The following is a 23,070-nucleotide window of genomic DNA, read 5'->3' as shown; positions in this document are numbered from 1 at the left end:
AGAGACATATCCTTGGCAGCGCGCTGTTGACCGCTCGGGCATGCAAGGGCTCCGGGTCACCCGAACTCAACACTACCGCGACCTCTATGAGCGGCGACTTCGGTATGGCTGACACCTCTTCTGGAGCGGGGTCTTCCTGCCGCTCAGGATCGTCGTGAGCGCGTCTCGAAGCCGACGGTCAGCGCAAGACCCGACAGCCTACAATGCGGCGGCTTGGCGTTCGTAGGCTCAGGAAAACAGAAAATATGCCCCTGCAGCGATGCAGCCCCACAACAAGAGCGCTAACCCCAAAGCGACAGAGAGGTTCAACTCAGGCTCTAGCGACGGAGGACCAACACGCGGCGTAGCTTCTGCCGGGTCGCCTGTTGAATTCAGGATGCCAGCTAAGCTTGGTTCCGATTTCAAAAGTGCCGCACTGACAGCGCCCGTCGAGACCGGCTCGCTGAACTGACACCCGTAAAAATGGCCGCTCTGCCAGACGACGCGAGCCCGAACGATGCCTTCTCTCGGCAGATCTAGTTCAAGTTGGTCATCCGGCGACATTATCCCGAGATCCGCTTCGATGAGCAGTCCACCGGCCGATATGTCCCGAATTATGACCCGGGTTTCTTCGGCTGATGGCGAAGAAGCAATTGCCGAGAGCTTCAGTGAGCGGCGCTGTTCGGTACGGCGCTCCGGCCGGTCTGCAGCATCTCCATCGGGAGCAGCAATGTCGTTCGATGCTCGAATCGCCGCGATCATGTGCATGCAGGACTGTTGCCAGCGCATAGCTAAAAATAGGTTAGCTTAGGCTAGGTAGTGCATGAGGCAGTAAACGTCCGCTTCCCACCCGAGCGGAGCGGGTCACACTGCCCATCGCCTGTTCCGATTGACCTACTTCTCCCGCTTCGGGGGAAGATTTCTTGTCGCCGTTCACCTTGGGAAAACGATCAGCCGCTAGGCAGCACGAGACGCTGCTAGGTCGCGCCTAGTCATCGAGCGATGTTTGGGCCCTGGCAGCGTCACCCACCTTCAAAGGGCACTAGACGGCTTCCATGCAGCGAGATCAGATCCTGCTCGTTGGCCTGATGGCAGTAGTCTTGGGAGGGGTCCTCCTGTTCTACTGGTGGGATGTGCTACGCCCTCGCAAGCAGAGGCGTTTGGACCGGAGGGAGCGAAGGGAACGACGGCGGCTGCAGGAGATCAGGTTTCGTTTCTGGTACAAGTTCCTCCGGCCCCGTAAGACCCGCCTACTTACCGACCAGCGGACTGCGAAAAGGAATGGCGGGAGGAGCGACCCCGACTGACGCTTTTACTCTAGCGCTTCGTGAGCGCCGCGAGCACCCTACCTGATCGCGCTAGCGGCGCCTTGGCTAAGCAGCATTTAAGGTGACCAGGCGGCGTCACACGAGTGCACCGCCTGGTCGATGCCACAGTTTTGGGGCGGACGAGGCTGTCGCGACCTCGTAGGCCCTCGCCCGTGTGGAGGGAGCTTATCAGTGGCAGAGGCCGTCCCGTTGGCAACAGCCGAGTCTCGCTTGCCACAAAACAAGACAGTTTCGGCGGAGCGACTGGTTCAGGCGATCGTTGCACTTACTGGTCGGTTAAAACGAGCAGGAGTGCGGGATGGAAGAAGGCGTTGAAGAGGAGCAAGCATCCGAGCGTGGGGAGCTGCATTTCCTGGCCGCTCTCGTCGAGGAGCTGATGAAGGCACTGCTCGCGAACGGCGTCATGAGCCGTAGCCAGCTGCAAGCGATCGAAGCTGAAGTCAGCAAGCGAGTGGGGACCGATCCGAGGCTATGGTGAGCAAACCTCGCCAAACCTGCTCAAGGGTTGAGCAGCAGAGTGATCCCGGGGGTATCCGGGTCATCCCGAATAGTCGCTAGTGGCACTACCGCCCCGGTCGACAACTTCGTCCTCGGGCGAACGGCGGAAGCCGGGCGGATAGCTGACAGGCTGCTAAGGCGCGCTGAGCTGCGCTAAGCCGTCCTTCCGCTAGCGACCCATTGCGGAAGCCAGCCTCCCTTTTGACGCGTGGTCAGCTTTTTCAGTTCCGCAGCTGCCCGTTCGGAACTGATCCGCTCATTAGTAAGGTCGCGGTAGATTCGGTCCGCTTTCTTGCGGCGGCGGACCGCGTCGCCGCCGTCGAGCACCGCTTCGAGGCGATTGATCCATCGGCTGCCCCCGCTTGCCTCGCCGGCAGCCATGCTCCGGCCGAAGCGGGCGAGCTGGTCGTGCAATTGCGCCTCGATCAGCGATACCTGATTGCGCTCGATTTCGCCAAGGAGGGTCCCCTCCGCGCGCAGTTGTCGCACAAGATCCTCGACCCGTTCCGCCGACAATATGCCGTATTCACGAAACCGTGAGAGCGCTTGCAGGCCCCGCTTTCGCCTTCCTTCATCGCTGGATTCGATGTCTGCGCATGCCCGCGCGACGGCTTCCCAGGCGTGCCAACGGTAGACGAAATCAAGGCCGGTGCCCTTAATGTTCTGCATGCCCATAATGCGGTTTCGAAATCCGGGCGGAGTCATGTCGGCCAGCTGGCGGACGATTTCTTCTCCGGATGCATGGTAGTTCTGCACCACCACGATCTTGTCCTTGAACCACGACCACAGCTGCTCGCGCAGCCGGGCATCCTGTTGTGCTGTCGAACCTCCGCTTCGCAACTCGCTTGCCAGCGCTTCGTACTCCGATAGTTGGCGCTTGCAGCGCTCCAGGTGCTCGGCGGAACCATCGTCATCCGGCCGGCCGCTGGCGCGCAGCACCTCCTCGATCGACGCTAACTGGTCTTGCCGATGGACCACGCGGAAACGGCGGGCGTACTGCTCGAGTTGCGCCAGCGGATCGACCTCCGGTTGATCCGGCGGCGCCAGCGTCAGGCTTGGCGCCAGTTCGGCCCACGCTTCCCTGATGAAGCCCTCCATCCCTTCGAGATTAGATCCGATGAGTACGTGGCGATCCGCCGAGATGTCCTTGACCAGGATCGAGGCGAATACGCGCGACCGGGGAACGCGGTCAGCCCGGTTGTTGACCACGGTGGTTATCCACAAGTCCGGCTCTTCGACGGGGTCGTGCCGATCAAACCCGAGCCGCGTCCAGTTGCCGAGCGCGCCAAAGCGTTCGTTCGCCGAATTGCCGAGGACAAACTCCAGCCGCCGCGTGCGCACGATGGCTTCGGGATACACCTTAAGCGCGCCGATATCCTGCACCACACGATCGGCCATTTCCTTGACCGCCACGTCGGGCTCGACGCCCAGTTGCTGTGCCATGCGAGTAACGAGCGCAATGTTATACGGATGCTCCTCGTACGGGAACCGTGCGAGGAACTCCTGCGGGATCAGACCCGCCTCGAGCCAGCCGACGGTGTAGACGGAGGTGTCGAGGTCGCGGGCCGCTTCCTCGAGGATCGGTCGCATCTGTTCCTCGCTGGTGATCAGCAGCGCGTCTTCGGGTATGAAGTTGGTCATTACTTCGGGAATGTTGCGTCCTGCCGGTCCCTGGACGTCCTCATGGTCGGGGTAGGTGTTAGTGATCGTGCCGATATTGTCGCGCATCCAATGGCGCTGGAGCACCCTGACGTAGGCTGGGGTGAGGCCCATGCACTCCCACAAGAACACCTTGGCGCCGAGGCGGCTTGCGAGCACCGCTAGGTCTAGCTGTTCCCAGATGGTCGCCTTGTCATACGGGCGGAACAGAAACATCTCGCGCACTTCGCCGAACGCGGCGGCGTGCAGGAACATCGCCTCATTGCCGGTCGTCTTCGATATGAGCGGATGGCCGAGTGCGCTGAACACGGCTGCCTTCAGCCTCTCGGTGCCCGACTTGCCCCGTGTCCCCCAGCCGCCCACGACGAGATTGAACGTGCGACGAGCCTGCCGCATCGAACGATTGCGCCGGTGGTGATTGAGTACGAACCAGCCAATCGCGAGCAGCAGGAACAGCCACAATTGCCCTACGGTATTGGCGTAAATGGAGTCGAAGTACCGGAGCGCCTCTTGCAACAGCGGGATGCCGGCAAGAGCGGCCGGACCGACCGAAAAGAATCGGGCCGGAGTTCCCTTGGCTTTCTCACCGGCGTGGGGCCGGAAGGAGACGACAACCCCGATCTCGCGCAACGCCGCGACGTACGAATCGGCGGGCCTTCCGCTGGCCTCGGTCCAGTTGCGCAGCTCAGCCAGCTCGGCAAAGCGCCAGCTTACCATCACCCGCGCCCGAACTCTTTCCCAGAAGCTTTCGGGAGATCGGATCTCTGTCATCCCCTCGGAGGTAGCGATCGAGACGGTGCCGCCGGTGTCGATCGCCGACAGCACCATGTCGAGCAACGGCAGCCACGGCCGCCAGTTGCCTTCGTCCGGCTGGAAGAGTGGCTCGCCGGGGACTTTGGTGGGAGCCAACTCGGCCAGGATGCCGCTCGGTACCAAAAAGGACCCGCGGAAAATTCGGCCGATCCAGTGCGGATGCGCCTGGCGCTTGTCCGAACCCGGATTGCGCCACTCATGAACCGCGCGCCATGTGCGGAATGCGAACCGATCGCCCCGCCTGAGACGATCGCCGGGCAGCACCTCGAAACCGAAATCGTCGCGCGCCAACACCGCCAGCGCACGTCCGACGCGGTTGCGGTGCGCGCTTACCGCTTTCGTAAGACCGGACACGCGTACTGTTCCTCCCTCGTGCACGAGCGCGGCTACCGAGGCGATCTTTTCGACGAAGGGTCGTGCCTGAGCATCGGTCGCGCACCACAGGCGCTCGCCAGCGGCCGATGCCCACGCGCGTACCTGCGCACTCGGGTGCTCTAACCGCAGGCGCTCGATCGGAGGATGCAGCACACGTCGCAGACGCTGGGCTTGGGTTCGGTCCACGCGAAACGCCCATTGTCCGGCGACGTGCAGCGCGGCCCGCAAGACGAACTGGTCGTCTTCGCGCGATAAGGCGAGCTCGAGCAGTTCCTGGCCCAGCTCGGGGACCGTCTCGACGCCGAGCAGCAATTGAGCGCGCACCTTCGCGTCCGGATCGGCGGTCAGCCTTCGGGCGAGATCGGCGCGCGTCGTGTGGCCACAGCTCCATACTACCTGCGCTACCTTTTGCCGCACCGCCGCGCTGGGGTCGGCCAAGGCCAGAGGGATCAGGTCGTCGCGCACCGCGGCAAGCTCGCCACGCGAGGCCAGCAATGCCAGCGCGTGGCGCCGAACGAACCCATCGTCCCCCGGCTGGGGCTCCGAGAGCCGTCGTCGCAGGATTTCCGCCGCGGAATCCGGAGCGCCGATGGCAAGGATCGTAAGCGCTTCGTTTTGCGTCCAGGTGGTCTCCCCCCGGCGAAGCAGCGCCCGCTGGCATTCCAGCACGTAATCTTCGCGCAGACCGCTTCCGCCATGCTCCTGAGCAGTTCTCAGGCAGCGAAAGCCCGCTTCGCGAATGCGCGGATCGCGGCTGTATCCCCAAGCCGTGGCAATCACGTCGCGGACGACATCGTCCGTCAGCGGATCAGGACCGGCGGCACCGAGCCGATCGAGGCCAAAGACAACCGCACGTTCCTCGTTGCCGGCGCGGCGCCGGACGCGCTCGGTGACGGCGTCGCGATCGAAGAACCTGCGCAACGATTTCGCGTCGCCTCTGAGCTGGCGCGGGCTGGCCCCGAGGCGCTCCGTCAGCCGCAGGATCGCCCGATGCCGGAAATCTTCGTCCGCCGCCGCCTGGAACTCGGCTTCGAATTCGCTCTCCCACGCGGAGAGCTGTTCGATCCGGCCGAACCTTGCCTGCACCCAGCGAGCGAGCACGTCGGCTGGCGGCCGCTCTCCCAGTTCGGCGGAGAGGCGCGACTCAAGATCGCGCCAGAGGCTATCCGCGGAAGGGCTCAAAGTCCGCTCGCCAGGCATCTTGCGAAGTGCTCACGCAAGTTCGCGTCATTCACCAGCTGACGGCGTAGCGCCAGGCTGAGCTCAACGTGCACGAAGCCGGCGAACCCGGCGCCCCGCAGCGCCCGTCCCTGCGCGTTCTGTGTCGCGCCCAGTTCATCGACATCGGTCGGGTAGACCAATATCTGCCCCATGCGACCGCTCTCCTGCAGGCAACTGCTCACGCTCGCCACGGCTTGCGACGGGCGTGCCGAACCGCCGCTCAGGATGACTGAGGCACCCTGTGCTGCTTTCGTCCGACGCCGGTCTCGATCGAACCCATGCAATTGGACGACGCGCCCGCTCGGATACGTCGCGGCGAAGGCCAGCGCGAAGGCGGTGAACGGATGGCGACGAAGCTTTGCTACGTCGTTCTGCTCGCCGAACAGCCCCCGCCGCGGCGCGCTGTTCCATCCGGCGGCAGCGGCGTCCGTTTCGCTAAAGATGAGCCGCGCGAGCGTGCCGGTAAAGCGGTCGGCACGCCGGTGCGGCGCCGCGATTAGCAGCGGCTCGACTGTTCTATCCTTGCGTATGAGGTATTCGCCTCTGCCTGCGTGTTGTCGTTCATCCTCGCGGAGAACCAGCGCGGTGACCGGATTGCTGGCGGCGACAGCTACCATGCCGTCTGGCGCCGAGCCGCGCTCGCCGCGGAGCGCGGCGACGAAAGCACCTTCGGTCGAGCGGAAGTCGGCCTCACTCAACTCGAACACCCGCCCTGGTGACAATGCGCTTTGCAAGTACAACCCTACTCCTACAGCTGCGACGCCAGCGGCGAGCAGCGCCATGCGTGTCACTCCCATGCCTTCACTGCGCCGCTGCCGCGGGCGTGACCACCGCCCCGGCGCGCTCGTAAAGGGCGACTTGATCGTAATCCTGACCTAGCACACCTGCCGGACCCACCGGATGCCACCGCCTCCGCAACAGGCCACGCCGCGCATGCTCGCCGATGAGCGCGGGGGGGAGCGCACTGCCCGCTGCGAGTTGTTCGCGTTCGCTCTCACTGATGCGATCCCAGCCGACCGAGAGCTGCCGCGGGGACACCGGACGCTGTTCCTGCACCCGCGCGACTATGCCGACCACCTCCGGATCGCTCGTCCCGACTGCGACGCGGACCGCGGCCACCGGCTCACCGTAGTCGATGATCGCGATGTCGCCGGCCGAGAGCTCCGCGCCTTCGTTGGGGAGCATGAAAGTGCGGGGCACCAGGTGCTTGCGCGCGCCGCGCACGAACAACTGGATCGAGCGTGCGAAGATGCGTTGGTTTGAAACGATCCGATTGTCGGCGCTGATTGCCTCGACCATGATGCCGTAGCGCGGGAAGGCGGCTGCCCGGCTGAGTTGGGCATTCGTGATGATGCGAACCATCCGCTGCGGGCGGCTAAACACGAAAGTGGTCGGGCGGTCGCTCAGCGCGTACCCAATGCTGCGGTCGGCATCGGCTATACGTGGCGGCGAGAGGCGCTGCTGAAAAGCTCCCCCAATCGCCGGCGCAAGCCACGCTATGGCAAGCACAGCGAAAACGACGGCGGCGGTAAACAGAGCGCGTCCGGCAATCCTCATGGCGCGGCGCCGATCCACAGCACCGCCGCCCGGCCGCCCTGCGCCTGCTGAACGTAGCGCAGTTGTGGCGCCGGCCCGATTTCGAGGCCGGCGCTCAGCAGGTCATCGCGCTGGAGGAGACGGGGATGAAGCCCGGCCTGTCGCAGCCGCGCTATCAGGCGGTCGGCCAGACCTCCCGCTGGCTCGATCCGATCGACTGCGAGGACGGAGCCCGGCGGCCCGCCGAAGTTCGGCCGCGGGCGCAGTTGCAAGGTGAGCGGCCTTCCCGCAACGGTATCGTTCAGCGCCTGCGTGATCAGCGGCTCAAGCTGGGCTTGCGCGGCCTCCACCGCTTGCGGGAGCGGCGCGACGAGCAGGCCGCGCGCATCGAGGCTATCGAACAGCTTGCGCGAGAGGGCCTGGATTGGCGGCGCATCCGACGCTTGCAAAACCGGCCCCGTCGATGCGGGGCGAAGGAGATAGAGTTCCCCGGGCGCTCCAGCCCGGCGGAGTTCGAATACCGGTGCCGGACCGGCGCGCGCTGTCGAAAGGTGCAGGCCCACACTGGCCGCCGCCCGTTGGAGCGCTTGCAGATTGGTGTCCGAGCCCGAGCGCAGCAGTGGCCCCAACAGGTCGTAGCGAATGAAGGCAAGCTCCTCGTCCCTATAGCTAGCGAACGGTCTCGATGTGAGCGGAGCGACGTTTGCCACCAGTTCCTGGATGCCCGCCCGACTGAGCGACAGAACCGAGTGCGGAAGGAGAGGTTCGGCAAGCGCAAGCCGGACATTGGGGGCGGATCGCAGAAGGTCCTCTAAACGGATCAGCCGGCCCGTCTCGGCTGTCAGCCTGAGAATGGATGCATTCCCGCTCGCCTGCGTGATCTCGAGCAGCGGGCTATGCAGTGCTTGGCGCAGGACCTCCCCGACGGCGGAGCTGCTTCTAGGGCCAAGTCCGGCTTTCAATTCACCCAGAACGAGCCACCGGGCGTCCTGACTCTCGAAGGTCGCATAAGCCGCCAAGCCCATGAGCGGTGCTGCGTCTGGGTTAGGGGACAGGATCGCCATTCGTCGCGCGGCGGAAGGATTGTGAATCAGAGCGAAGCCGCTGCCGTCCCGCGGCCGCACGGCCACCTTGCCGTCGGCCAAACGCTGCACCGAATAACCTGCTTCGGCCAGAATCGCGCGCACCGCTTCGCTGGACCCGGACCGATCGAGAGCTGCGACGCCTTGCGCAAACCCGCTTGCGGAGAGCGCCGGATCCGCAGCCGCCGCGCCTTGCGCTTGGTCGATCCGCACTTGTCCTGAAGTCCGCGCCGCTACCATCGCGCCAGTGAGGGGCGAGCGCCGATAATCGGGAGCCGCGGCAAAGACCGTGCCGTCCGATCGACCGAACGTCAGCACAAACCCGACGAGACTGCCGAGCAGCGCGCCGCTCAGGCTGATCTGCGCGACCGCCCCGGTCACGCGGGCAAGGATACCTTTGTCGTACGCCTTGATCGCGATGAGGGTAGGAAGCAGATATCCAAAGCCGTAATAATCGGTGATACGTTGCTCGACTCCCACCGCTACAAGCACGTGACCCAGTAGCAGTTTGTAGGCGAAGCTGATGTTGAAGAAGAGCAGGATCTTGCGGGCGCCTTCCACCGTGGTGCCGGCAAACAGCCGCGATCGCAGGAGCAGCGCGCCGCATCCGTAGATGATGAAGGCCTCGACGAAAGAGGTGAGGATCTTTTGCGGCTGGTACCATTGGAGAGCAAGCAACGCGGGGATCATGATCCCGCCGAAATCCCACCCGTAAAGCAGGTTCATCCGGCTAGCGATGAAGCAGGTGACGATCAGAATGATATAAGCCTTAGGGCTTGCCAGGATGGAGCTGGCGAAGCCTTCGTAGAGATAGACCACTCCGCCGATCCTGAAGTTTGTCAACTCCATCAATCCATAGCGGACGATCAGGCACGTCATGCCGATTGTCACCGCCGACTGCAGCAAACCGCGCACTAGGCCGGGCTTGTAAAACTGGTTGGCCAGCAGGGCGACGACGATCAGGCCAAAGCTGTGCAGGCTGTTCTGCCAGTCGAATGACAGACCGTAATAGCGGTCGAGATTGTCGGCCAGCAGCGGCAGGACCCACCCGTCGAGCGTGAGCCGGACAGCGACGCTGACGAGGATCAATCCCATGAAGCGATCGCGGCCGAAGAAACTGCTCCACCGGCTATGGTGGGCCAGACGCTCGGACAGCAGCCAGAACAATCCGTAAGTGATGAGCGCTTCGATCATCACCACCCCGGCCGAAAGCGGCTTTGCGATCAGCAGGGGGGCGAGATACCCCGGCACCACCAGCCCGGAAAGGACCCAGCCGAAACGCAGGTTCATGAGGCAGACGATGAACACGCCGATCCACACCGTGGTGATGACGGAGCTGGCGAGGCTTCCTTCGGGAAACAGTGGAAGGGGCCAGAGACTCATCGGCTCATTCGCCCAGCAGGCGGCGGACGATGGCGAGGAACTCGTCGCGGTCGAGCGGCTTGCGCGCGATGGCCGCGGCACCGGCCTTCAAGGCCCGATCGGCGATTTCGCGGCTGGTGCTCGCCGAGAACACCAGGATCGGCGGGTGCGCCTGGCCGATAGCGCCAAGTTGGTCGAGCAGCCCGAGACCGTCGAGGACCGGCATCATCAAATCGAGTACGATCACGTCGAAACTGTCCGCCTCCAGTCGCGCCAGCGCCTCCGCGCCGTTAGACGCGATGGTCACATCCACCCCTTCGAGCAGTAGAACCATCTCGAGCAGTTCGGCGATCAGGCTGTCGTCCTCGACGAGCAATACCCGCTTATTCACTTGGCCGCCCTCCGCAAGATGAGCTCGAACCGATAGCCCAGGCCCGCCTCGCTGACCAACTTCAGCTCAGCGCCCCAGTCGCCGAGATATCCGCGCACACGCTGGAGGGTGCGGAAGGGTGCCGGCACGCCCTGCGCTCCGTCAGATAGCGCGAGTTCGAACCGGTCGGGCGGAAGACCGAACCCCCCGGCGATCACTATCACGCTGGCCTCGGCCCCTTCCGTCAATGTTACTCTGATCTCACCGTCCTCTTCACCGTCGGACGTCACGACCTGCAGCATCGCTTTCAGCAATTCGTCAAGCTCGCCCGGGTCAGCGAGCACCAGCGAAGCGAGTTGAGGGACAGTCAATTTGACGCCTCCCAAGTGCCTCCCGCCTTGCGAGCGGACGGCCGTCAGCGCTTGCATGAGCGCGGTTCTGGGATTGACCGCGAACGGTTCCGAGGAGCTTGCGTGAACCGAGCCGCTGATCATTCGCGACAGGTTTTCGAGCGTGTCGCGCGTGCGGCCGGCGGCTTGCGAGACCATCTGCATCGCGCGAGCGCGCTTGTCGCTCGGTAAACGCCCGTCGCCCGTGAGCTTGCTCGCCAGTTCGATGGCCTCCAGATCGTTGCGTATCCTGGCGTCGACTTCACTTGCCACTTCGGTCCGCAAATGCGCGAGTTGCTGAAGATCGGTCACATCGGCCGCTTCGAACAGCAGGTCGCCCCCGGTCCAGGTGACTCTCGTATCGTAGTAGCGGCCCTCTATCTCGTGCCGCGAGGCGAGCCCGATCGACGCGCCGTGCCGCAGCGCTTCCGTCAGCAGCCCGAGCGCCGCTTGTTGATCGAGACCGCTGAGCGCGACCGCGACGTCGAGCGGGGTGGCCGTATCCTCCACTACCTTGGCGCGCGCGAGCAACCTCCGCATCGCCGAGTTGAGTTGCAGCGGCACGCCTGACCCGTCGAACAGCATCGCCGCGGTGTGCAGCGCGCCAATTGTACGCCGCAGTTCGGCGGCGAACGAGGCCACGCGGTCCATCGCGGCGAACAGCTGAGCGTCTGGGTCCCCTGTGCGCGAACGCTGGGTTGCGGGCCGGGCGAGCCTAGCGAGATGATCGAGCACTCGGGCGGCGCCGATCAGTACTGGTTTCGTGTCGTGGCCGGGCACGACTTCGAACAGGCAATAAGTCGGACATCCGGCCCGATCGAGCCGGGACAGGCATAGAAACGCTCCGCTCGCGCTGTTGGATATGCGAACCGGGCGAGGCCGCTTTTTGTCCGCGGCCAACGCTTGTGCGGGGGTAATCGTGTGGCCCATCAGGGTCTCGGGCGATTCCCCGGCCAGCGGTATCCAGCCATTCGTGTCGTGGTTCTCGAGAATGACGGAGCTGTGCACGCCGGCGACGCGCAGCATCGCCGGCACGAACGCGATGAAGCGCCGCCCGTCGCTGACCAGCGTGCTGCGGCGCATGAAAGTCGCCGCACGGTCCGCCAACAATTGCAGGCGTCTATCGCGCTCGCGCGAGGCCACCGCCTTCGTCGCGAAGGGCGTCCCGAGGATGAGCAGCGTCAGCTCGGGCAAGGGTAGCAGCACACCGCCGATAAGCAGGGCCGCAACGCCCGCCAACCACGCTGCCACGAGCACAACCAAGTTCGAACCCGTTCGCAGGCGACTACCGATGACCAACTGGAGCGAGACAAGCAGCAGCGCGAAGAACAGCAGCACGATTGCCCGGCCGGGCGCGGCAAGTTCCGTCGCAGTTCGGTCGCTTGCGACCGCCTGCATAATGCGCGCATGCAGTTGCGTGCTATCTAAGCTGCGGGGCGATGCGTACACCGATGGCGTGAAGCGCGCGTCGCGCTTGGACACCGGCGGCCCGAGGACGACTGTCCTGCCCGTTAGGAGCGGCATCACCGCCGGCACGCTGAGCACCTGCGCGCCGGAGAACTCGGGCGCTGTGACCTCGGCGGGAAGTTGGATCAGGCGAGCAAGGCCGCTACGGTCTGCAAACGAGCGTTCGATCCCGAATGTCGATATGGGCACGCTGGTTCGGTCGTCTTCGTTGATAGTGCGAACGCCGGCCGCGTGCAGGTTCGCTTGCACGGCTTCGCGCTCCAAAGCTGACGGTCTCACCACGATCACCGCTTGCTGCTCGAGCGGGAGACGCGCCGCTAAGGTGTCGAACACCACTCCGTTAGGAAGAATGAACAGCCTAGTGGCGCTCAGAAAGGCCAGGCCGATCGCTAGCAACAAGGGCACCGAGGCAAATCGCCCCGTCTGTGAAGCGCTGGCTAGCGCAGTTCGAGGAGCGTCGGTATGCGCCGAAGGACCGGACATGAGCTGGAGGAGCGGGTTTGTAGCGAGCAGTCGAAGTGGCGGGCCGGCGCGCGCTACGTGGTTATCAGAGGGTGCTCCCATGGCATTATGCTGCGGCAGCGACTGCCCGATCGATCGAGGCTAACAGCTGATCGGCTTCGGCATCGATCGTTTCCAGTGCGGCACCTTGTTTGATCAGTTCCTCGACCCGCACCGCGTGGTTACCCAGATCTTCGTAGCCGAAGCTTCCGGCGGTTCCGGCCAAGCGGTGGGCTAGCGCGGTCACTTCCTTAAGGTTTCCGCGCAGCAGTGCCGCGGCGATGTGCTGGCGATCGTCGACGGCGCGTTCGAGGAAGCGGCGCGACAACCCGGCCAGCCGCTGGCGCAAAAGCGCGTCCCGGTCTGATCCGGAGCCTAGCTTAACCATTCCGTTCACAATAGAGGTCGAATTCGATTCCAGACATGGTGTCTCCTAACCGGTGCAGGTTAAGCATTCCAACCCCGAGGCCCGATCGCATGCAAGCAGACCCAAAGCGGGACGATATCGAGGAGCGGCGCCAGCAGACCATCTCGAGCTACCAGCTCGACGCGCTGGCTTCAGAGACCGAATTCGACCACGTTGCCGAACTCGTCGCCGACACGTTCGAGGTGCCCATCTCCGCCGTAACGGTTCTGGGGACGGAACGGCAATTGTTCCATGGTTCTTGCGGCCTGGATCAACAAAGCACGGCGCGGGCAGATGCATTCTGCAACGAGACCGTCAAAGAAACCTCGGTACTGGTGGTGGAGGACGCACTCGCCGATCCTCGCTTCCGCGATAATCCGTTGGTCACCGGCGCGCCGCACATCCGTTTTTACGCCGGGGCGCCGTTAAGAATCGGCGAGGACGTGTCCGTCGGGTCATTGTGCATCATCGATCGGCAGCGGCGGACGCTTGGGGAAACGGAGCGTCGCCAGCTCGTCTTGCTCGCTCGCACGGTCAGCGACCTGATGGAGCTGAGGCTCGGGAGCAAGCTCGCCCATCAGCGCCAACTCGCGCTTACCGCGCAGACCGACCTTCTACGCGCGACTGTCGACAGCGTGCAACAGGGCATTGCGGTGTTCGACCGCCGGCTTCACCTGCTGCTGTGGAACAACCAGCTGATCGAACTGCTGGGCCTTTCACCAGAGTTTGTCGTTACCGGGCTGGCGGCGGCGGATATCGTGACTGATGTGTCGCGCCGTTTCTCGATCGGCGAGGGGGAACCGGACGAGGTCCTGAGGGAACTCATTTCTTCGGTCGCCGCTGCCAACAACAGCAAGAGGGTGCTCATCGGAGAGGAAGACCGGGCCCTGCTCACGTGGTTCGCGAGCGTTCCCGATGGTCGCTTTATTATGACCGTGGAAGACGTGAGCGATCGTCGGCGGGTCGAGCGGATCAAGGACGAATTCGTCTCGACGGTGAGTCACGAGCTGCGCACTCCGCTCACATCGATACGCGGCGCGCTCGCGATCCTCGCCAAAAAGGCCGAGCGATCGCTGGACGATCAATCGTCGCAACTGTTGCGAATGGCCAACAAGAATGCCGAACGGCTGACCACGCTGATCAACGATATCCTGGACGTTGAAAAGCTGGGATCCGGCGCGTTCTCGATCAAGCGCGAGCCGGTCGACCTCGCTCAGTTGGCCGATGACGTGTGCGAGCAGAACCGCGCGTTTGCCCTGCAGCACTGCAAGGATCTCGAGCTGCAGGTCGCCTCGCGGCCGCTGTTTGTGCTCGGCGACTACGGGAGGCTCAGCCAGGTCGTCGCGAACCTGGTTTCGAACGCGTGCAAGTTTTCGCCACCGGAGAGCCTGGTCGTGGTCAACCTGCAGGACCATGGCGACAAGGTCGAGCTGTCGGTCCGCGATTTCGGTTCCGGCGTGCCGGAAGCCTTTGCGTCGCAAATCTTCGACCGCTTCGCGCAGTCCGATCCGGCCCACCGGCGGACCGGCTCGGCCGGGACGGGCCTCGGTCTCGCGATCAGCAAGGACATCGTCGAGATGCACAGCGGTGAGATCGGTTACGAAAATCCGGAAGGTGGCGGCGCCCGGTTCTGGATTCGCCTGCGGAAACTGGAGGAAAAATGACAATTAATATGCTTCGTCAGGTTATGCTGGTGGAGGACGATCCCGACATCGCCAGTCTGATCAAGCTCTCGCTCGAGGAATTTGGCGGACTGTCAGTGGCTCACTTTGCTTCGGGGCGCGCTGCACTGAACGCCATCGGCGAGATTTCGCCGAACCTGGTGATCCTAGACTACCGGATGCCGGAAATGGACGGCGGCGAGGTAATTGCGGAGCTTCGGGGCAACGAATCCACCCAGACAATCCCGGTGATCTTTATGACTGCCAGCGTCATGCCGGAGCACGTGGAACGGCTGCGCAAAATGGGCGCGGCGGCAGTCATCGCCAAGCCGTTCGATCCCCTGACGCTGCCGGACCAAATTGCCGAAATCTGGAGCAAGCTCAAACCCTAGCGCGTGCGATGTCAGGCGACTTTTCGCGATCGGAAGACCACGGCCCTTGCGGCTGATTAACTATTCCCCAAACTCAATCTGTCAGACGAAACCGGGGCAAAAACCAAAATCGTGCGGCGCTCTCGCCGCCTCGCTGCCAGCTAGCCGCTCCAGAGGATCCATTCATGCGTGCTCATAGCCTGATAGGTCTTAGTATCGTCTTCGGCCTCGCCTGCCCCGCCGCAGTCGCGGCCCAGACGGCGAAGGGCGACTTGTCAGGCGAAGTGTCGGTTTCGAAGGTTCTCGCGCCGGCCACAGCTGTCGATGAGTCCGACGACACTGGCGGCGGATCATCCGCGGTCGTTCGCGGCTTGCTCGATTACGATCTCGACTTCGGCGCGACGGACGTGAGCGTCAGCTACGATTCGGCGGCACGGTTCTACGATGACAACACGCGGGCGGACCGCTGGAGCAACCGGTGGACCGCGGGCGTCGGCTCGGTGGTTTCGGACACGGTCGAGTTGTTCGGACAGGTCGCCTATGCGAGCAATATCGGCACCGTTGAAGCCAGCTCCACGGACCAGATTGAGTCCCTCGCTCGCCTACAGTTCAGTCCGAACCGCGCCAATCGACTGCGGGTATTCGGCGGCTATCGGTGGCGCGATTACGATGCCGACGACACCGATGGAGCGGGCCCCTTTTATGGCGCTGAATACCGCTATCGCCCTAAGGCGGGTCATTACCTCACCGTGGACTTGCGCCGCGAGGAAATCGACTCCGACGCACCGCGCCGGGGGTACGACCGGACAATTGCCTCGCTGTTCTACCAGGCCCCGGTGGGCGAGAGCTTGCGATTATCGGGCGGCGTCACCGCCCGGTGGTGGGATTTCGCCGCGCGGCTAGCACCGAATGGGGAGCGTCTGACCCGTCGCACCTACACTCCGGAATTGGAGTTACAGTACGCGACTCGGCCGGGCCTCCTGTTACGAGGTCAGTTGCAGTATTCGCTTCGCAATTCGAACGATCCGGCTTTTTCAGAAGACATCGGTCGCGCGACCCTTACAGCTGGCTATAGGTTCTAGTCGTTCGGCATATCTTGCACATGGCTTCGCGAGGCCTTGCGATTTCCTTTCGGGGATCGGCGTCAGGTTCTGCTAAATTTCCGAACAGACCATGCACCGACCGTCGACATCGCCCATGCGAAGCTCAGTCTCTGTCTGCCCTGCCCTTTGGCAATCTCGGAGGCGCTGGGGTCAAGATGTTGCACGTCCGACCGAGTAGCGCTGGCTAAGACATACGGCGGTGGCCTTGATCGCTCTTTGCAAAACTAGCGGACAACCTCCTCTCACCGTATTGATGCCACTTTTTCGCCACGCACCTTGCCATAAAACTAGGGTTAGGCTGCGGCAGCTTTCGGGCAGCGGGAATGTGTTTTCCAATGACCGCAACTGGGCGCAAAACGGACGCCCCAATGATCTGATAACCCCGATGCACGCTTGTTGGTTCTGCCGGCGGATAGGGTGGTGGTCTGCCGGCGGGTAGGGTGGTGGGTCTTCTGAGGACCGGGGATACGAAACCCTAATTTCCGAAACTTTTGGCGGACTCCCGCTCCGCCATAGCCTGTTCCAAGTCGTCCCGGCGTGTTTCCGGGCCCCCGGTTTCCCTCGGGACAGGACTCGCGCCGTCCGTAGGTATGTGGTGTCGTTCGCTGCAATCCAGCAACGGAGTTAGGGCTGGAATTAGGGTTGAAGGTGGGGTGCTAAGTTCGCAGGTCAAACAGCAGGCAAGCAGAACTCAGCCCAGGCATTCATCAGCTCCCGGCGCTTTTCGAACGAGTTTCCGCGGCGGTAAGAGCGTTCAGTCGCGCTTCCAACGATGTGAGCGAGCGCGAACTCGGCGACTTCACGAGGAAAGTCGGTGACCTCTCCGACCCAATCTCGGAATGATGATCGGAAGCCATGGACGGTGTAACGGTCCATCTTCATCCGGCGGAGGCACATTTCCATCGACATATTGGAAAGCGGTTTGCCCTCGGCCTGACCGGGGAAAACCAATGTGTCATGACCGCCCTGCAGGCTGGTGAGCAATTTCACCGCCGGTGGCGAAAGCGGTACACGATGCTCCCGGCCGGCCTTCATGCGCTCGGCACTCACGGTCCAGATCGCTGCCTCAAGATCAAATTCTGACCACTGGGCGTGGAGAACCTCCGACGTTCGCGCTGCGGTCAGGATGGTGAGTTCAAGCGCTCTTGCGGTTAACGCGGAAAGCTCACCGAGGTCCTTGAAGAAGCTGGGCACCTGGGCAAACGGCATCGCAGGGTGATGACGCTGCGACCCCTTTTTTCGCGTAGGCAGGAGAAGGGCGAGGTTGCCCCGCCATGCAGCAGGGTTCTCTCCGCTCCGAAGACCACGTACCTTGGCTGCGTCGAGGACTGTCTCAATGCGCCCGCGGACGCGGCTCGCTGTCTCCGGTTTGGTGGCCCAGATTGGCTTGAGGATGCCCAAGATGTCTTCGACGGTGATCTGGTCGACGGGACGATCCCAAATCGTCGCAGCATAAGTCGTGAGTGTGTTCCGCCACTGTTGGCGATGCTTGGCGTTTTTCCACGCTGGCTCATGAGCCTCGATATGCTCGATGGCGATCGAGCCGAAGTTCTTGTCCTTCGAGGGCCGCTGCTTGGCCCAGTGCTGTTTCGGATCCTCGCCTTCCTGAAGCAGCTTGCGCGCTTCCGCCGCCTTTTCCCGGGCGTTCGAAAGCGTGACGGAGCTAAGAGGGCCGATGCCCAGTTCGAAGCGCTTCCCGTTTCTGACGTAGACAATGCGCCAGGACTTCGTGCCTGATGCACTCACGTTGAGGTACAAGCTCCCGCCGTCTGGATGCAGACCGGGCTTCGACAGGTTCTTGACCTGCAGCGGACTGAGGCGGTGGATCGAACGCGACACGATCAGGCCGCGGCCTTCCGCTCGATGAGGGCTTCGAGATCATCGTGACGGATGAGCGTGCGGCTCCCCATCTTGATCGGCGTCAGTTCGCCGGCCTTGATCAGGGCGTAGAGCATGGTCCGGCTGATGCCGGTGGCAGCGGTCGCTTCCTTCATGGTGTAGGTAATCTTCGGGTGCATGTGGATCCTCGTTGTTAACGACGACCCGCGTAGGACGCGGAGGTTGGAGGCCGCTACAAAGTGGAGAGGAGTGACTGGGTCACTTGCAGCGATACCTCCGGCTCGGGCGACTAGGCGTCCGCCTTCGCCGCTTCGATCTCCCGCGTGAGCCGGTGTAGATCGCGCAGGATCTGCACATACACAGTGCCGCCACCGACGGTCTGAAAGCGTTCGTCCTCCCAGAGGAGCTCCAGCTTGCGGATCACGCCGTAGATGTTGGGGGCGCGCAGTTCGAAGAGGACCCCGGCCGAGTAGTCCATGGCGTTGATGATCTCGATGGCTTCACGGCCCTGCCAGCGGTCTGAGGGCCCCTCCACGAACAACTCTGCCTGTTCGTTGTAATCGGCCAACGTCGCGTGCCACTCAGCAAGCTGCGCGGCAGCTTCCTCGGGCGAGCGGCCGGATGCTTCGAGCTCCGTAGCGCCAGCGCCTTCGAGCTCGAGGCGGGTCAGGTCTCCCATGATGATGCGGTTGATGCTGCTTTCGTAGCCGTCGGCGTAGAGCTCCTCGCCCCACCAGATGGAGAGCTTAGTCCGCACAGCGCCAAGCGTCGGCGCAGGGGTTGCGTAGACCTCAGCCTGGGCTTCGAGCGCTGCGCGGGCAACCTTGCCGCGGGCGGTGCAGTCGTCGTCGCCAGCGACGGCCAGCCAAGCCTTGGCGGCCACCGAATGGTTGAACAGCGTGCTGGTCCAGGGCGTATTTTCGTGTGTAGGGGTATTGGCAGCCATGATCGTCTCCTTGCAGACGGTTGCTTGGTTAGAGCCGGTGCAGGGGTTGCCGCCCCTGCCCGGTTCGTTGCTACTATTTAATGATAGCGGGAATTGGTTCAATAGCTGATAGCGAAAAAAAACGAGGTAGGGGCCGACCGGAGACCGGGATTGGGCGGAGCATCGGCTTGCGGCTGTATCCTGACCTCGACGCGGATTTGGATCGCTGGATCGCCGAGCAGCCTGAACCCAGACCGTCGAAGCCGGAAGCTATTCGCCGATTGCTGCGCGAAGCGCTGAGAACGAGCAAAACTGGGCGGACCTGATCGAGGTCCGCCCAGCTTGGGTTTTCTAAGTAGTCAGGCGCTCCGGAGTTCCTGAGGGAGCGGCTGGAGTCCGACCGCCCAAGGGTCCATTTCCCAGTGAACCAGCTGCCCATCCACCAAGTTACCCGGATACGTGGTACAATCTCCGTCAGTCAGCAGGCGAAGGCCAGGCACCAGCCGATTTCCCGGCAGAACCGCAGACGGCACAACGTATTCGAAGAGATAGAAACGTGCTGCGGGCGTCCAAAACCGCGGCGTATCGTGCAGATCGAGGTTCTCGACCAATTCCTGGCCTGGCGCGCTGGATACCTCCAGAACCGTGACTCGGTTGATCAAGCCAACCGGGAACCCAACCAAAGCGTCGCTCTCATCAAGGTCAGCAATTGTCTCATTGTCGGAGAGTCCGTCACAAATATCCTCGAGATTAGGATTGTGGCCGATGCAGCCTCCGGGGCAAACGACGATCACCTTGTGTCCACTGTTTCCGACAGCTTCCGTGAACCGATGTCGATGCAGATACGGGAGGGAGAGGGGCGTTGCGTTTGATATTAACGCACGCGCGGTCCGGACCCTGGCTCTGCAGATGCGACGTCTGGGCGGCAAGCTGATCCACCTCTCGTCCGATTTCGTGTTCGACGGCATGCAAAGCCGCGCCTACCGGCCGGATGACGAGTGCCGCCCGCTGTCGGTCTACGGCCACAGCAAGCTCGCCGGCGAACAGATGGCCGGCAGCGATGCGCTCATCGTTCGCACTTCCTGGGTCTATGCCGCCGCCGGGACCAATTTCTTGGATACAATGCTGCGGCTGATGGCGCAGCAGCGAAAGGTGCGCGTGGTAGCCGATCAGATCGGCGCGCCGACGTGGGCGGGCCGCCTGGCGGAGGTGATCTGGCGCCTGGCCGATACGGCTGCGCCGGGCATTTATCATTATGTCGATGCGGGAGCGGCGAGTTGGTACGATTTTGCCGTCGCCATCGCCGAGGAAGCCGGTGCGCTGCGATTGCTGCCGCATCCGGTCAGCGTTGTGCCAATCAGCTCCGCCGATTTCGCGCCGGCGGCAACCAGGCCGCGGTTCTCGTTGCTGGACTCGTCGGGCACCTTGCGGGCGACGCAGCTGGAGCCGGTGCATTGGCGCACGAACCTGCGGGCGGCGTTGCGAGAGCTGGTGGCGATGCGGCGTGTAAACCCTACCGACTGACCAAGGAAGTGTCAGGAAACCGCGGGAGCGGGTAGGGCGGGGCGGCAGGCAGGGCCTTCCTGTCCTTCGCGCCAAGTGGCGTTATCGGGCGAGGCGACGGACAAAATGGGTTCGTTTCGTCAAATTTAGCACCCAGGGCCTCTGAGCTAAAGTCCTGAGTCAGAACAGAGATTTAGACCAATTCAATAGGATGATATAACATCCTATTGTGGATAAATGCTTTATGGGCGGCTTGTACCTGACTAGAATGTCATGACTTGTTCGCCGGATGACCAGCGAGAAACAGACCGAAGCGAATCGTCGCAATGCTCAGCGCAGCACAGGACCCCGTACAGCCAAGGGCAAAGCCGCTAGTTCGCGCAACTCGCTCACTCATGGTGTGCTCAGCGCCAACGCTGTCTCGATCTATGAGAAGCGTGAGATCTACCAGGAATTGCTCGATCAACTTATCGACGAGCACGATGCGCAAACCGCACATGAAATAGCCTTGGTGGAGCGCCTGGCTAACCTGTTCTGGCGCGAACGGCGTTTGGCTGAGGCAGAAAAACACATGCTCACACGCTACTTCGACCAAGCCCACGACGACAAGTCGTACGGGTCGACACAGCGATACATTCCTTTGCAGGACCAGTTTCTTATCGGCCGCTACCAAGGCATGTTGGGGCGGCAGGTTCGCGACACGCTGCGCGATCTTCGCGAGGAGCAGGATCGGCGCATGAAGACAATCGAGCAGGCGGTGGTGGTCACTCGCGACGCAGAGAGATAAGAACCTGATGTGGTTGTGCTGTCGTTCGGGACCGCTAGCCGTGAACTCCGACACCCTATAGCATCACCCGAGTTGCAGATGACCGCCGATTTTTCACGCTATGCGAATTCCTACTCGAGCGCGAAGAGTGGTCTCGGCCAAGTCCTTGGGCTCAGCGATGATCTGCTCCACGTCCACCTTGGCCTTGCAATATTCGTTGCGGCGGCGCTCCTTACCCGCCGCCGGATGCGATCGTGGATCCCCCTTGCTATCGTGACGATACTTGCGGTGGCGAACGAAGTGATCGACTACTATGGTCCCGACCCGTGGAACGATGGGCTATCAGCGCTCGACCTTGCGAATACCATGGTGTGGCCGCTGGTACTGTTTCTCCTAGCTCGTCGCGGCAAGACCGGACCGGTGAAGGTCTGAACTCCTAAGGGTCGTGGATCGTTGATACGGCGATCGCGGCCACTCCGCGTGTGGGGCAAAGACGCGGGGCGAGGCACCCGGCGAGTTTCGGCGGTATCAGGCAAGTGTCGTTGCCGGCTGCTTGGCAGCGCGCTTAAATCGGGTGCGCCGGTCTGTAATCTCAACGTGCGCAAGAGCAGGCTGTACACGCTTGAGATTATCGGAAGCGGCGCGTGCTCAGCCGGCTGACGGCCTCGAGGATACGTCGCAAGAGCTGTCGGAAGACTAGGAACGCCGGAGACGGACGCCGGGCGAGGTGATCGGATCTCCGATGAACTCGATGCCGGCGGCTTCGAGGGCGGCTTTGACCTTGGTAAGAGTGCCACTGCGGGAAGGCGGGATGCCTTCTTCTTCCTCAAACCGTTTAATTGTTGCCCAGCTCACGTGTGCAAATTGCGCGAGTTCTCTTGAGCTCAGGGCAAGCAAAGCTCTTCCGCTCCTGATCTGAGCTCCTGAGATCTCTTGATGTTTCACCTTAGTGAGCTCATAAGCGCAGTATGGACCAGATTGACCACCATAGTTTGAAAATTCTCGAAGAGCTTCTGAGCCGCTGCAAAGGCGCATATTCCGACGTGACACTTCGTGGATACCGGAATGACCTCGTGGTGTTCAAGTCGTGGTGCGCTGAACGGGGCGCCAGCTGGTTGCCCGCAGATCCGGAAACTATCGCTCGGTTTGTGGATGACGAAGCCCCTACGAAGGCTATCGCAACGGTAAAACGGCGCATCTGCGCAATTCAATTTGCTCACCGGATCTTGGACCTGCCGTCGCCGATCAGCCATAGCGAGGTTCACCTGGCGCTCCGCAGGGCATCGCGCGCAAAGCGGCGCCGTCCGCGACAGGCGCTCGGGCTTACCGCCGACATGCTGTCAAAAATTGTCGCAAAATGCCCGGATACCCTGGCTGGCGCGCGCGACGCCGCGCTGTTCAGCGCCGGCTATGACACGCTATGCCGAAGCTCAGAGCTGGTTGCGATGCGGGTCGAGCATCTCTCGCCGGACCTGAGCTCGATCGAAGTGCCTCGCTCGAAGTCGGACCCGTTTGGAAACGGGCGTATCGCCTATTTGTCTCCGGCGACCATCGGTCGACTGGAACACTGGCTCGATCGATCCGGGCTTCACCACGGCCCGCTCTTTCGAGGATTGCATACGGGCAAGGTACCCCAGGGTGCGATGGACACTTCGTCCGTGCGTCGCTTGATCAAGGTCGCGGCTAAGCGAGCGGGGATTCAAAAAGAGGAAATCTCGGCGTTATCGGGACATTCCATGCGGGTCGGTGCCGCGCAAGACATGCTAGTCGCTGGTATTGATTTCCTCGGAATTATGCAGGCGGGCGGCTGGCGGAGCCAGGGTGTCCTTGCGCGCTACGTCGAGCACGCGTCGACGGCGCAGATGCATCATCGCCGGTGGCAGCAGCTTGCCCAGCGGAGAGCCTCAACGGTGTAA

General features: G+C 62.7%; 22 protein-coding genes. 9 read left to right on the top strand and 13 right to left on the bottom strand.

What is annotated here, in order from left to right:
• On the top strand, positions 1-112 hold a 112-nt coding region (locus E0504_RS54145; RefSeq protein WP_131623881.1), incomplete at its 5' end, for a DUF1153 domain-containing protein.
• 116 nt (positions 113-228) lie between these two features.
• On the opposite strand, the gene E0504_RS10900 is transcribed toward E0504_RS54145, so the two are convergent.
• Positions 229-747: a PilZ domain-containing protein gene (locus E0504_RS10900; RefSeq protein WP_165938481.1), complete on the bottom strand. Its 519-nt coding sequence runs from the start codon at positions 745-747 to the stop codon at positions 229-231.
• 858 nt (positions 748-1,605) lie between these two features.
• On the opposite strand from E0504_RS10900, the gene E0504_RS10895 reads away from it, so the two are divergent.
• Positions 1,606-1,785 (top strand): hypothetical protein, encoded by a 180-nt coding sequence (locus tag E0504_RS10895; RefSeq protein ID WP_131623877.1) that lies wholly within the window; start codon positions 1,606-1,608, stop codon positions 1,783-1,785.
• Positions 1,786-1,958: 173 nt separating this feature from the next.
• Here the strand turns inward: E0504_RS10895 and E0504_RS10890 are convergent, their stop codons facing one another.
• From E0504_RS10890 to E0504_RS10860, 7 genes are all read right to left on the bottom strand, one after another.
• Complete coding sequence (locus E0504_RS10890) at positions 1,959-5,834, bottom strand: hypothetical protein (RefSeq protein WP_131623875.1); 3,876 nt, start codon at positions 5,832-5,834, stop codon at positions 1,959-1,961.
• Positions 5,831-6,655: a hypothetical protein gene (locus tag E0504_RS10885; RefSeq protein ID WP_131623873.1), complete on the bottom strand. Its 825-nt coding sequence runs from the start codon at positions 6,653-6,655 to the stop codon at positions 5,831-5,833. The genes E0504_RS10890 and E0504_RS10885 overlap by 4 nt, the downstream gene beginning before the upstream one ends.
• 19 nt (positions 6,656-6,674) lie before the next feature.
• A complete protein-coding gene (locus E0504_RS10880; RefSeq protein WP_131623871.1) occupies positions 6,675-7,430 on the bottom strand; it encodes a hypothetical protein in 756 nt (251 codons plus the stop codon).
• Complete coding sequence (locus E0504_RS10875) at positions 7,427-9,874, bottom strand: poly-gamma-glutamate biosynthesis protein PgsC/CapC (RefSeq protein ID WP_131623869.1); 2,448 nt, start codon at positions 9,872-9,874, stop codon at positions 7,427-7,429. Before E0504_RS10875 ends, E0504_RS10880 begins: the two co-directional genes overlap by 4 nt.
• Positions 9,875-9,878: 4 nt before the next feature.
• Positions 9,879-10,229 (bottom strand): response regulator, encoded by a 351-nt coding sequence (locus tag E0504_RS10870; RefSeq protein WP_131623867.1) that lies wholly within the window; start codon positions 10,227-10,229, stop codon positions 9,879-9,881.
• An 11-nt stretch (positions 10,230-10,240) separates the two neighbouring features.
• Positions 10,241-12,478: a hypothetical protein gene (locus E0504_RS10865; RefSeq protein WP_131623865.1), complete on the bottom strand. Its 2,238-nt coding sequence runs from the start codon at positions 12,476-12,478 to the stop codon at positions 10,241-10,243.
• 169 nt (positions 12,479-12,647) lie between these two features.
• Positions 12,648-12,929, bottom strand: coding sequence for an Hpt domain-containing protein (locus tag E0504_RS10860; RefSeq protein ID WP_165938480.1), 282 nt, complete (start codon positions 12,927-12,929; stop codon positions 12,648-12,650).
• Positions 12,930-13,057: 128 nt separating this feature from the next.
• Between E0504_RS10860 and E0504_RS10855 the strand changes: the two genes are divergently transcribed.
• The 3 genes from E0504_RS10855 to E0504_RS10845 all read left to right on the top strand — a co-directional run bounded on the left by E0504_RS10855 (position 13,058) and on the right by E0504_RS10845 (position 16,100).
• The gene (locus E0504_RS10855; RefSeq protein WP_165938479.1) at positions 13,058-14,650 is read left to right on the top strand and encodes an ATP-binding protein; all 1,593 of its coding nucleotides are present in this window, start codon (positions 13,058-13,060) and stop codon (positions 14,648-14,650) included.
• Positions 14,647-15,039: a response regulator gene (locus tag E0504_RS10850; protein ID WP_131623859.1), complete on the top strand. Its 393-nt coding sequence runs from the start codon at positions 14,647-14,649 to the stop codon at positions 15,037-15,039. The genes E0504_RS10855 and E0504_RS10850 overlap by 4 nt, the downstream gene beginning before the upstream one ends.
• A 164-nt stretch (positions 15,040-15,203) precedes the next feature.
• A complete protein-coding gene (locus E0504_RS10845; protein ID WP_131623857.1) occupies positions 15,204-16,100 on the top strand; it encodes a hypothetical protein in 897 nt (298 codons plus the stop codon).
• A 690-nt stretch (positions 16,101-16,790) separates the two neighbouring features.
• On the opposite strand, the gene E0504_RS10840 is transcribed toward E0504_RS10845, so the two are convergent.
• The 4 genes from E0504_RS10840 to E0504_RS10825 form a co-directional block, all read right to left on the bottom strand.
• Complete coding sequence (locus E0504_RS10840) at positions 16,791-17,960, bottom strand: site-specific integrase (RefSeq protein WP_131623855.1); 1,170 nt, start codon at positions 17,958-17,960, stop codon at positions 16,791-16,793.
• 2 nt (positions 17,961-17,962) lie between these two features.
• Entirely contained in the window at positions 17,963-18,115 is a 153-nt protein-coding gene (locus E0504_RS10835; protein ID WP_165938477.1) for an AlpA family transcriptional regulator, read from the bottom strand.
• A gap of 134 nt (positions 18,116-18,249) precedes the next feature.
• Positions 18,250-18,906, bottom strand: coding sequence for a hypothetical protein (locus tag E0504_RS10830; protein ID WP_131623851.1), 657 nt, complete (start codon positions 18,904-18,906; stop codon positions 18,250-18,252).
• A 338-nt stretch (positions 18,907-19,244) separates the two neighbouring features.
• Positions 19,245-19,679, bottom strand: coding sequence for a hypothetical protein (locus E0504_RS10825; protein ID WP_131623849.1), 435 nt, complete (start codon positions 19,677-19,679; stop codon positions 19,245-19,247).
• Here E0504_RS10825 and rfbD point away from each other — a divergent pair.
• The 3 genes from rfbD to E0504_RS10810 all read left to right on the top strand — a co-directional run bounded on the left by rfbD (position 19,651) and on the right by E0504_RS10810 (position 21,586).
• Positions 19,651-20,409, top strand: a complete 759-nt coding sequence (gene rfbD / locus E0504_RS10820) for a dTDP-4-dehydrorhamnose reductase (protein ID WP_131623847.1) — start codon at positions 19,651-19,653, stop codon at positions 20,407-20,409. The genes E0504_RS10825 and rfbD overlap by 29 nt on opposite strands.
• A gap of 268 nt (positions 20,410-20,677) precedes the next feature.
• Positions 20,678-21,175 carry a hypothetical protein gene (locus E0504_RS10815; protein WP_131623845.1) on the top strand — a complete coding sequence of 166 codons (498 nt, stop codon included), beginning with the start codon at positions 20,678-20,680 and terminating at the stop codon, positions 21,173-21,175.
• A gap of 78 nt (positions 21,176-21,253) precedes the next feature.
• Positions 21,254-21,586, top strand: a complete 333-nt coding sequence (locus E0504_RS10810) for a hypothetical protein (RefSeq protein ID WP_131623843.1) — start codon at positions 21,254-21,256, stop codon at positions 21,584-21,586.
• Between the two features lie 264 nt (positions 21,587-21,850).
• Here the strand turns inward: E0504_RS10810 and E0504_RS10805 are convergent, their stop codons facing one another.
• Complete coding sequence (locus tag E0504_RS10805; RefSeq protein ID WP_207912457.1) at positions 21,851-22,099, bottom strand: hypothetical protein; 249 nt, start codon at positions 22,097-22,099, stop codon at positions 21,851-21,853.
• 23 nt (positions 22,100-22,122) lie between these two features.
• On the opposite strand from E0504_RS10805, the gene E0504_RS10800 reads away from it, so the two are divergent.
• Entirely contained in the window at positions 22,123-23,070 is a 948-nt protein-coding gene (locus E0504_RS10800; RefSeq protein WP_131623841.1) for a tyrosine-type recombinase/integrase, read from the top strand.

The organism is Parafrankia sp. BMG5.11 (assembly GCF_004337455.1).
This window is presented reverse-complemented; position numbering and strand designations above follow the sequence as displayed.

Excerpts from the sequence above, each read along its gene's own strand:
- E0504_RS10900 (WP_165938481.1), bottom strand. The coding sequence starts at position 747 with ATGCACATGATCGCGGCGATTCGAGCATCGAACGACATTGCTGCTCCC.
- E0504_RS10895 (WP_131623877.1), top strand. The coding sequence starts at position 1,606 with ATGGAAGAAGGCGTTGAAGAGGAGCAAGCATCCGAGCGTGGGGAGCTG.
- E0504_RS10885 (WP_131623873.1), bottom strand. The coding sequence starts at position 6,655 with ATGGCGCTGCTCGCCGCTGGCGTCGCAGCTGTAGGAGTAGGGTTGTAC.
- E0504_RS10880 (WP_131623871.1), bottom strand. The coding sequence starts at position 7,430 with ATGAGGATTGCCGGACGCGCTCTGTTTACCGCCGCCGTCGTTTTCGCT.
- E0504_RS10875 (WP_131623869.1), bottom strand. The coding sequence starts at position 9,874 with ATGAGTCTCTGGCCCCTTCCACTGTTTCCCGAAGGAAGCCTCGCCAGC.
- E0504_RS10855 (WP_165938479.1), top strand. The coding sequence starts at position 13,058 with ATGCAAGCAGACCCAAAGCGGGACGATATCGAGGAGCGGCGCCAGCAG.
- E0504_RS10850 (WP_131623859.1), top strand. The coding sequence starts at position 14,647 with ATGACAATTAATATGCTTCGTCAGGTTATGCTGGTGGAGGACGATCCC.
- E0504_RS10845 (WP_131623857.1), top strand. The coding sequence starts at position 15,204 with ATGCGTGCTCATAGCCTGATAGGTCTTAGTATCGTCTTCGGCCTCGCC.
- E0504_RS10835 (WP_165938477.1), bottom strand. The coding sequence starts at position 18,115 with ATGAAGGAAGCGACCGCTGCCACCGGCATCAGCCGGACCATGCTCTAC.
- E0504_RS10830 (WP_131623851.1), bottom strand. The coding sequence starts at position 18,906 with ATGGCTGCCAATACCCCTACACACGAAAATACGCCCTGGACCAGCACG.
- rfbD (WP_131623847.1), top strand. The coding sequence starts at position 19,651 with ATGCAGCCTCCGGGGCAAACGACGATCACCTTGTGTCCACTGTTTCCG.
- E0504_RS10815 (WP_131623845.1), top strand. The coding sequence starts at position 20,678 with ATGACCAGCGAGAAACAGACCGAAGCGAATCGTCGCAATGCTCAGCGC.
- E0504_RS10810 (WP_131623843.1), top strand. The coding sequence starts at position 21,254 with ATGACCGCCGATTTTTCACGCTATGCGAATTCCTACTCGAGCGCGAAG.
- E0504_RS10800 (WP_131623841.1), top strand. The coding sequence starts at position 22,123 with ATGGACCAGATTGACCACCATAGTTTGAAAATTCTCGAAGAGCTTCTG.